Source organism: Streptomyces sp. H27-D2 (assembly GCF_035828615.1).
Lineage (GTDB): Bacteria > Actinomycetota > Actinomycetes > Streptomycetales > Streptomycetaceae > Streptomyces.
Genome location: NZ_JAYMZR010000152.1, coordinates 2481 through 11477 on the forward strand (window position 1 = coordinate 2481; position 8997 = coordinate 11477).

2 protein-coding genes are annotated in these 8997 nt (G+C 72.7%); both read left to right on the forward strand.

The genetic code is table 11. The features are described 5' to 3' along the window. Nucleotides 1-55 precede the first annotated feature (55 nt). Complete coding sequence (locus QMK28_RS32440; protein ID WP_326443279.1) at nucleotides 56-6943, forward strand: glycosyltransferase; 6888 nt, start codon at nucleotides 56-58, stop codon at nucleotides 6941-6943. Nucleotides 6944-7040: 97 nt separating this feature from the next. Then, complete coding sequence (locus QMK28_RS32445) at nucleotides 7041-8732, forward strand: hypothetical protein (RefSeq protein WP_326443280.1); 1692 nt, start codon at nucleotides 7041-7043, stop codon at nucleotides 8730-8732. The last annotated feature ends 265 nt before the right edge of the window (nucleotides 8733-8997 follow it).

Sequence of the window (8997 nt, forward strand, 5' to 3'; positions counted from 1 at the left end):
TCACGGACTCGACCGGGTCAGCGCCCCGAACGCGGTCGAAGCGCTCAAGTCCCGGATGGCCGACCGGCTCAACGCGGACCGCGACGAGTTGGCCGCCTTCCTCGCCCCCGACCCCGAAGAGCGCTTCACCACCGAGGAGTTGGCCGCCGCCGACATCCGGCTGACCGCCGTCGAACGCGCGGAGCACACCGCCTGGAACCGGCTGCCGTCGTCCGTCGCCCGCAGGCTGACCCCCGCCCAGAGCCTGGATCTCGCACGCCTGGCCCTGCGGCGGCCCGGTGACGGGCGCATCGGCGACCGCAAGAACACCGGGTGGAACCACGGCGGCGGCGACCTGCTGGCTCTGCTCGCCGCCCGGGTCCTCGACGTGCCCGTCGTCGTGGTCCGCGCGGACCTCGGCCACCAGCGCTTCGCCCCGCACGCCCGGCAGCCCGAACAGTCCGGGAACCGGCCGGTGGACACGGCCGGGCCGTCGCGCGAGCAGCGGCGCCCGGAGATCGTGCTGCACCTCCAGGACGATCTGTACCGGGCGGCGCTGCCGGCGCCCGGGGACGGAACCGGGCGGCAACGGCCGGGGACGGACGAAGCCCCCAGCAGTGCGGCCGAGTCTGCCGGGTCGAGCACGGCCGCCAGGACGGCCGAGGCGGCCGAAGCGAGCCCAGCCGCCCGCACGACCGAGTCGGCCGGGTCGAGCACAGCCGTCCGTACGCCCGAGGCGGCCGGCGCGCCCCCGTCCGCCTCGATCCTGCCGAACGGCCCTGCGGACAGCACGGTCTCGCACGCCACCCAGGCACCCGCTACGGCGGACCCGCTCCAGGCCGTCCCGGAGCGGGCCGTACCGGAGCAGGGCACCGACACGCCTGTCCTCGGCAGCGGCAGCGGGCCGCGTGAGACGGTGCCTCAGTCACTGCACTTCGTGTGGGTGGGCGGCGAGATGGCCCCGGCCGCGCGCGCCAACATCCGCCGTTGGGCGGCCGAAGCGGCCGAGTCCGGCTGGAATCTCGCGGTCTGGACCGACGCGGGCGCGGCCAGGGCGAACCACGAGTTCCTGCACGACCCGACGCTCGGCCCGCACGTCTCCACCCGGCCGATCTCGGCCCTGCTCGGCAAGAAGTGGAACCTGCCGATCGGCAAGCCGGGCGCGCTGGCCAAGGCGCGAGCGCTGTACGAGGTGGCGAGCGCACGGCGGCGGTACGCGATGGCCTCGGACGTAGCCCGCTACGCCATCCTGCACCGGCACGGGGGCGTGTACCTCGACGTGGATCTCAGCCCCGGATCGGTACGGCTTCCCCGGCAGGCCCTGACGATGCCCAACGGGCGTGACGCGCTGCCGATGTTCGCCCCGCAACTGCGGGACGCCCAGCACCTGATCTCCGTTCTCGGCGAGTCGCGGCCCCACACCGGGGCGCCCGACGCGGCGGAGATCGAGCAGGCGGCCCGTCACCAGTACACGCGGAAGCTGTTCAACAACGCGTTCATCGTCGCGCCGCCGAAGTCGCCGTTCCTGCGGCAGTTGCTCGACGCGCTCCCGGATGTCCACACGAAGGACCGGCTGGCGCGGGGTCTCCTGGAGGCCCGGATCAAGGAGAACCAGCCCGCCGAGGTGACCGGCCCCAACTTCGTCGACCGGCAGTTGGAGCAGTTCTACAAGCCGCTCACCGCGCTCCGCGGAAACGCGCTCAAGCCCGCAGTGGACCCCGCCGAGTTGGAGCGTTGGATCGGTCTGGGATGGGTGACCGAGGAGAGCGGCAACCAGGAGGCCGAGGGTCTGCACGCCGCCCGTGACACGGGGGAGGGCTCGACGGCCCGCCGGTCCACGGCTCCGCCGCTCGACTCCGGTCACGGCGGCGACCTCGGCACGCTCGCCCGCAGCCTGCGCGGTCTCCGGCGGCGGCTCACCACCTGGGGGAGCGAGCCGTCCGAGCAGGGGCGGAGGTTCCTCGGCAACCTCCGTGACCAGCACCCTGAAACGGCCCTCGCGACCGGCGAGCACACGGCGGTCAGGCCCGAGCGGGCCCCCGTCCGCCCGCCGGAGCAGCCGGGGCGACAGGAGCAGTTGGGGCGACAGGATCCGACCGCACGGCAGCTGACACCCGAGCGTCAGCGATCGACGACTGACGGAGTGTTCACCGGCACCGACGGCCGACAGGTCACCTACACCAACGTGCGCGCCAGGCTGCACGAGATCAAGGACGCCGACGGGCAATTCACCGGCCATGCCTCGCACAGCGCCGAGGCATGGGCGCCCCGCGAGCGGTTCTACGCCGGCTTCCGCCGGGACGAGGAGACCTACGCGCACTACCGGGGCCCGGAGGGCCGGGAGATCCCCGACAGCGCACACGGGCCGGCCACCGAGACGTCCCCCTGGCACATCACGCGTCAGCCGGCCGACACCACATCCCCCCGTCCCTACTTCTTCGACGCCCACGGCACCGAACGCGGCCTGCTGCTGCACGCGGAGGGTGAGAACGCGCCCGTCGAGATCGACGGAGCCCAGTTCGCCGCGTTCCTGGACACGCTCACGCCGACGGCGGCGGACCCGGCGCCGGTCGTCCTGGTCGCCTGCCACACCGGCGGCGCACGACCGGCCGGCGGCAGCCTCATCGCGGACGCGGCACACGCCGGGCCGGGCCGACGCTGGTACGCGCCCAGCGGCGTCGTCGGACATGCCACCCCGCCGACGGACGGGGGCGGCGGCCCGACCGGCGTCCTCGCCCTGCTGGCGGACCCCGCCTCGCAGCAGCGCGGCTACTGGGCCACCGCCTACGAGCCGACCGCGACCTCGCAGCCGTCGGAGCCGAAACCGACGGTGCCGGAGTCGGCGGAGCTGGACGCGTCGGGGCCGAAACCGGTTGAGCCGCACCCGGCGGACCCGGAGCCGACACCGCAGCCCTCGCTCTCGGACCACGTCCTCAGCATGCTCACCCGCACAACGCCGCCGCAGGAGCCGCAGCAGTCGTCCACCTTCTCGGGGAGATCGGGCGGCGCCTCCCAAGCTGCCCGAGTCGCCCGAGCTGCCCGAGCCCCGATGAGGCTGCCCGACGAGGACATCGTGATGACGCTGGCGGAGCCGGCCACGGCCGCCGTGAAGCCCGCGCCACTCCCGGACCTGCCCGCGCCCCCCATCACCGCTCTGCGCGTGGACGGGCGTCATATCGACTTCGCCGAGGTCGAGATCCACGAGGCAGGGGCAGCCGGACGGCGCTTTCAGGCTTCGCTGCCCCCCGACAAGCTCCCCGGGCTGACCGATTTCTACGCCGCGCTGTCAGCGCCGCCCCACGCCTTCGCCTACGTACCCGAAGCCGGGCTGCCGGACCCCGTCTATTTCGAAGTGGCCGCCGGCCAGGACGGCGTATTGCTGCGTCTCAAGGACCAGAGCACCGTCGAGGTCAACGCCGACCAACTGGGCCAATTCCTCAGTTGGCGAAACCAGGCGGCACAGAACGCCCAGCCACAGACAGCTCCGCCTGTGACAGCCTCGCCTGCGACAACCCTGCCCGCGACAGCCCAGGCGCCCACGAGTCTTCCGCAGCGAATCGCTCCACTCGTCCTGGTCGCGGACGGCATGGCATCTCTGACCGGAGCCAAGTTCGACTTCATGGAACGGCTCGCCCGCTCCTACGGCGGCCCTGTCATGGCCACGGACTCGGCGGTCCAGCGCGTCATCGAGTTCCCGAAAGCAGCCGCACCCACAGCAGCCGCAGCCGCACCCACAGCTGGCTCCGGCACGGTCGTCCAACAGCCCGCCGCAGGCGTCCAGGGAAGCGCCGTCAAGCCGGACAAGACCTCGTTCAGCGGGAGTTGGCGGTTTCGGCGGCCCGACGCGGCACAGAGCGCCGAGATCCGCGCCGGTCGCTACTTCCAGCACCCGACGAACGGCCGCCTGATGCCGTGGAGCACAGTCCGCATGGAACAGGCCAGGACACTGAACGCGCGGCATCCCATCTGGCTCGGGAACTCGGACGTCGAAGTGCGGGACTTCAAGAAGTACGCCGCCGCCCTCGACCCCGACGTGTCGACCTATCAGCACCACCACATGAAGCCCTTCCGCCGGGACCACACGATGTCCGCCTCGGCGGTCCCGTGGCCGGCGCCCTCGTCCGAGACGACTCCGCCGCTGTGGATCGCCCTGCACGGCCATCCGCACGGAGTCGAGGCGTACGGAACCCAGGAGCGCGAGCACTTCCCGGTGAGCGGCGCGGAGTTCGGCCGCTATGCGCGCACCCGGGTCAACCACTACATCCAGGAGTTCTCGGCCAAGCCGAATCGGATCGTCCTGCTGTCGTGCGAGACGGGGCTGCCCTCCTGGACGGCCGCCGGGGTGCTGCGGCACGTCGGCGCGGCAACCGGTGTCCTCACCCACGCGCCCACGACGAAGGCCGGGTTCGGCCCGGGGGACTACGAGACGGCCGGCGGGGACCGGCAGACCTCGCTCACCACGGCCAGAGAGGAAGTGTCCGGGCGCTACGGCCGATGGGAGACCTACGACCCGGCTCACCCGCAAGCCGCTGAGCAGCGGCCGCTGCCCGCGGCGCCGCCCGGCGAGGACAGCCTGCAACGGCCCTACGAAGAGCGGTTCGAGCAGAAACTCGCGACCGCTCTGCTGGCCGACAACGCGGTTCTGACGCAGTTCCGGACCCTCGCGAAGCATCTGTGGGACGGGGTGGCCGAGGCGCAGCGGGCCGGCTTCGGTATCGCGGACGCCCGCGAAGCGGGAGCTGTCGGCAACAAGGTCGAGGTGTTGCGGGACGTCGTCGAGCACGGGAATGTGCGCGAACTGACCACCCTGATCCACCAGGGCCTCTCGAACGGCATTCTGGCGCTGCCCCGGATTCCCGCGGAGCTGCTGGCCGAGAAAGCCCAGTGGATCGTCGAGCGCCCGGCAGCCGTCGCCGCTCGTGACGCGCAGTACACGGAGCCCGCGGAGATCTCCACGGTCCCGATCCGCACGGACATCGCCCCCGGCGACGTCCTGCCGGTGCTCAGCGCGCGCGAACGTGCGATCTCCATCCTGAAGGACGCCCCCGGCGGACTCGGCTGGATCCCGGACCGCGGCCTCTACCAACTGGGTTCCGCGTCCCCGTCCGCGGTAACACTGCGCGCCAACGGCGGCTACGCGCCCACCGGCTACTCCATCCGCGCGTACGCACTGCTGCAACTCGCCCATCTGGTGTTCGTCGAGGCGAAACTGCCGGTGGACATGCACCTGATACGTCGAGGTGTCCTCGGCGCGCTGGTCCAGGCCGGGCACAGCAGCTTCCACGAGGTGATGTCCACAGCCGTCCGTTTCGACGCGGAGCACGCGGGCAAGTACGGACTCGGCTACGACGACTCTGCTGGGCGCTACCGGTCGCTGGACGCGATCAAGGAGGCGGAGCTGCGGGCGGCGGCCGGGGTCGAGGGACTCTTCCCCGACGAGCACGCGGCGCACCTGGAGAAGTACGAGCAGGCGCTGGCGGCCCCCGGGGACTTGCCGCTCGCCTCCGGGCCCCTGCTGTCGGCGGGCCCCGCGACTGCCGGTGCGGGCGGCCACACGGCCGGAGACCTCCTCGACCTGCTCGCGCGCATCGACACGGTCGCTCCCCTGGACCAGGCCGTCAAAACGTCCCTGGCCGAGCGGATCACGACCTGGTACCAGCCCGCCGCCCAGCAGTCCGCCGCTCAACAGCCCGCTGCCCACCAGCCCGCTGCTCAACATCCCGTACCGCCGGCGGCGAGCGGCCCGAGCACGGCGGTCACGCCCGCCGCCCGCTTCCAGGAGCTGGTCACCGAGCTGTCCGGGCTGGCCGGCAAGGCTCGGTCCCTCCCGTTGGCCCCGGCGGTGCTGGACGCCGCCGGGCTGCCGAGGAGCCTGGAGTTGGGCGCCGGCAAGGCCAACCCTCCGGAGCACGTGGCGTACGCGCTGAGCGCGATGCACGCGGCGGGCGTCCAGGACACCGCTCGCGCCCCCGCGCTCGGCCCGCCGCTCAGCTCGACCGGCCCGCTCACGGCGCTCGGTCTCACCCACCAGTACCTCGCGGGCACTTTCGCCGAGCCGTCCCGTGCCCTCGGCCTCACGGCCCTCGCGGCCATGGAAACGGGCGCGGCCCAAGTCCTGCGAATGACCTGGCTGGACCCGGCGCAGCCGCGGGTCGGAGACTTCCTGGGCTGGCTCGGCGGACCGCGGGCGACCGCGCCGCCCCCGCTCGCCCCCTCGACCGCGGTCACCGGCTGGGAAGCCCTTCTGCTGGCGGCCGGTCACGCCGGGGCACTGCAGGGGGAGTGGTTCGTCGAGGCCGCGAAGGAGATCGGCAACTTCACGGCGATGGGCCTGAAGGAGCGCTTGCTCCCGGATGCGGTGTACGAGTGGACCGGCGACGCTCGCGTCCGGCATCCGGCGGCGGGCCATGTCGTGGTCAACCCACAGGCTGGAGCGGCGGGCATCGCGACCGGAAGGCTCGGGGCGGACGGAACTCCGGAGATCATCACCTTCATCCAGGACAGCCAAAACGGCGTGCACGGCGCGATGCGGCACACGACGATCGGCCCGGCCGCCCCGGGCGCGGTCCTGTTCGGTCCCGGCCCCTGGCACGCGATGCACCAGCGGGGCCGTGACGTGGCCACGCAGCAGATCGCGACGGAAATCGAGCAGACGGCAACGGCGCACGCCGCGGAACAAGCGCTCCGCCGCGCCGCGGCGCGGGATGAGGCCCAAGCCGCCCACCAGGCCCTCGAAGCGGCGAAGGCCGCCGCTGCGGCCAAGGCGCAGCCCGCCGGCGCCACTCCGCCCGCGACCGCCGTACCCGCTACGGCTGTCCCGCTGCCAGCGCCCGTCTTCTTCCACAACAGCGCTGCGGTAAGCGGAAGATGGCCCACCAGATACGGTTACGTGATCTCCGCGACCGGGGCCGCCACCGCTGCGCGGGACGGCGTCGCAGGTCCTCGGCACACACCGGACGGCTGACGGGTCCGCAACCGAGCCCATGACGCGATCGGCATGCACACCACAGGTCTCAATGCCGCCTCCTGAGGGAGCAGCGGACGAATCGAGGAGGCAACCGATGGGACAGAACCAGAACCGGTCCGCGCGACAGGGCGGCGCCGACGGGGCTGACGGACCCGCCGGACCCGCCGGACCCGCCGGACCGGGCGAGCCCACCGCGGGAACCCCGGCCGCAGGCGATGAAGCGGAAGTCGTGGAAGGCGTCATAGGCGCCCCGCCCCGGCGCGCCACAGCAGGTGACGGCGGAGAGGGCGGTACGGAGCCGAGTGCGCCGGAGGAGCCCGGCACGCCGACGGCTGCTCCAGCGGAGTCCGGCGCGTCGACCCGGTCCACCGAGCCCTCGGAGCCCGCCGAACCCTCCCCGTCCGCAGAGCCCGCCGAGCCCGCCGGGCCGCAGACCGTGCAGGCGGCCGGCGCCTCGGTCGGCCGGACCGCCGGTGCGTCCGCTCAGTCCGCCGTCGGTGTGGGCGTCGCCACGGCGGCGGCCCCCGAGACCGCGAGCACTCCTGACACCGCCGCCGAGCCCGACACCGCACGGACAAGCAGCGCGCAGACCAGCACCGCCCAGGCGGGCACCGCGAAGGCAGCCACCGCGAAGGCAGCCACCGCCGAGCCCGCCGCAGCAACGACGGCCCCCACCGGCGCGGACCCGGACGCTGAGACCCCCGCGGCCTCCGCCACTGCGTCCGCCACCCCCTCCACCTCTGCGTCCGCCGCCGCCGCCGTCGCGTCCGCCGCCCCGCCCGGTGACGGGCCGTCCGAACCGGCCGGTGACTCGCCGGAGCGCCCCGGGCGCATCTCGCGGCCCATGGTCGCAGCGGCGGCCTTCGCCGGAGCGCTGCTGCTCGCCACCCCGTTCGTCGTCGCGGGCATGCAGACCGACGAGGAAGCACCCGTGCGGAAGCAGGAGGCCGCCGCGTGGAAAGCGGGGAACGCCGCTGAGGGCTATGTGCCCGGCACCGATCCCGACCATCCCGACGTCGCCCAGCGCGCAGGCGACGGCTCGGCGGACCGGAAGGGGGGCGGACAGCGCGGCGAGGGCAGCGCCGCCCGACCCGACGGCAACCGGCACGGCGAGGCGGACGGCGACGGGGGCAAGGACGCCGACGGCAAGGGCTCGTCCGACAAGAGCGGGAAGAAGCCGGCGGACGGGGCGAAGGACAGCTCCGGCGAAGGCTCCTCGGAGAGCGGCGACGACGAGAAGGACAGCGGCGACTCCGCCAAGCGCGCGTCGAGCACCGTCTTCAGCGCCGTCGCCGGCCCGAACTGCTCCAACCAGCGCGTCCAGAAGAACGGTTACTACAGCGACGGCAAGAAGGGCTGGTCCACCTCGACCGGGGGCTACAGCGGCGCCGGTTGCGACGGACACTACGTCTCAGTGCCGATGTCCGGCTCCTCCGAGGACACGGAGAACACCGTGAACTGGCTGTTCGACACACCGGCGGATGCCAAGAACTGCCGCGTCTCGGTGTATGTCCCCGGCAGCGGCGACGTCCTCAAGGTGGGCGGCGACCCCACGTACTACACCGTGTACGACCACTTCATGCCCAAGAGCAACAACCGCATCGGCTCGTTCTCCATCCGGCAGGTGGACCACCGGGGCAGTTGGTACGACGTCTCCGGCACCTTCCCGGTGCGATACCAGAAGCTGTCGGTGCAGTTGCACGACCGCGGCTACGACTGGAACAGCAGCCGGACGACCTACGCCCACCACGCGGCCTCGGGCGTCAAGCTGAACTGCACCGGCTGACCGAGGGCACGAATCCGGGAGCCGATCCCCGGGACCGACGGGACCGAGGGGCCGCGTGCGCACCCGTACGCACGCGGCCGGGCCGCCGCGCCGGCTTGCCCGTTCAGCATGATCTTGCGAGGAACCCCGGGCCTAAAGGCAATACCGGTGACTTTGCTGGTGCTGGCTCGTTGAGTTGGTGTGCCAAGGCCCGGTCAGTTGAAGGAAGTTCAGGGTGATCGGTTTTCGGATCGCATCGCTCTGGGAGTGCTCACGCGTGCGTTTC

Coding starts and splice junctions, on each gene's coding strand:
- QMK28_RS32440 (WP_326443279.1), top strand. CDS start 56: ATGGCCGACCGGCTCAACGCGGACCGCGACGAGTTGGCCGCCTTCCTC.
- QMK28_RS32445 (WP_326443280.1), top strand. CDS start 7,041: ATGGGACAGAACCAGAACCGGTCCGCGCGACAGGGCGGCGCCGACGGG.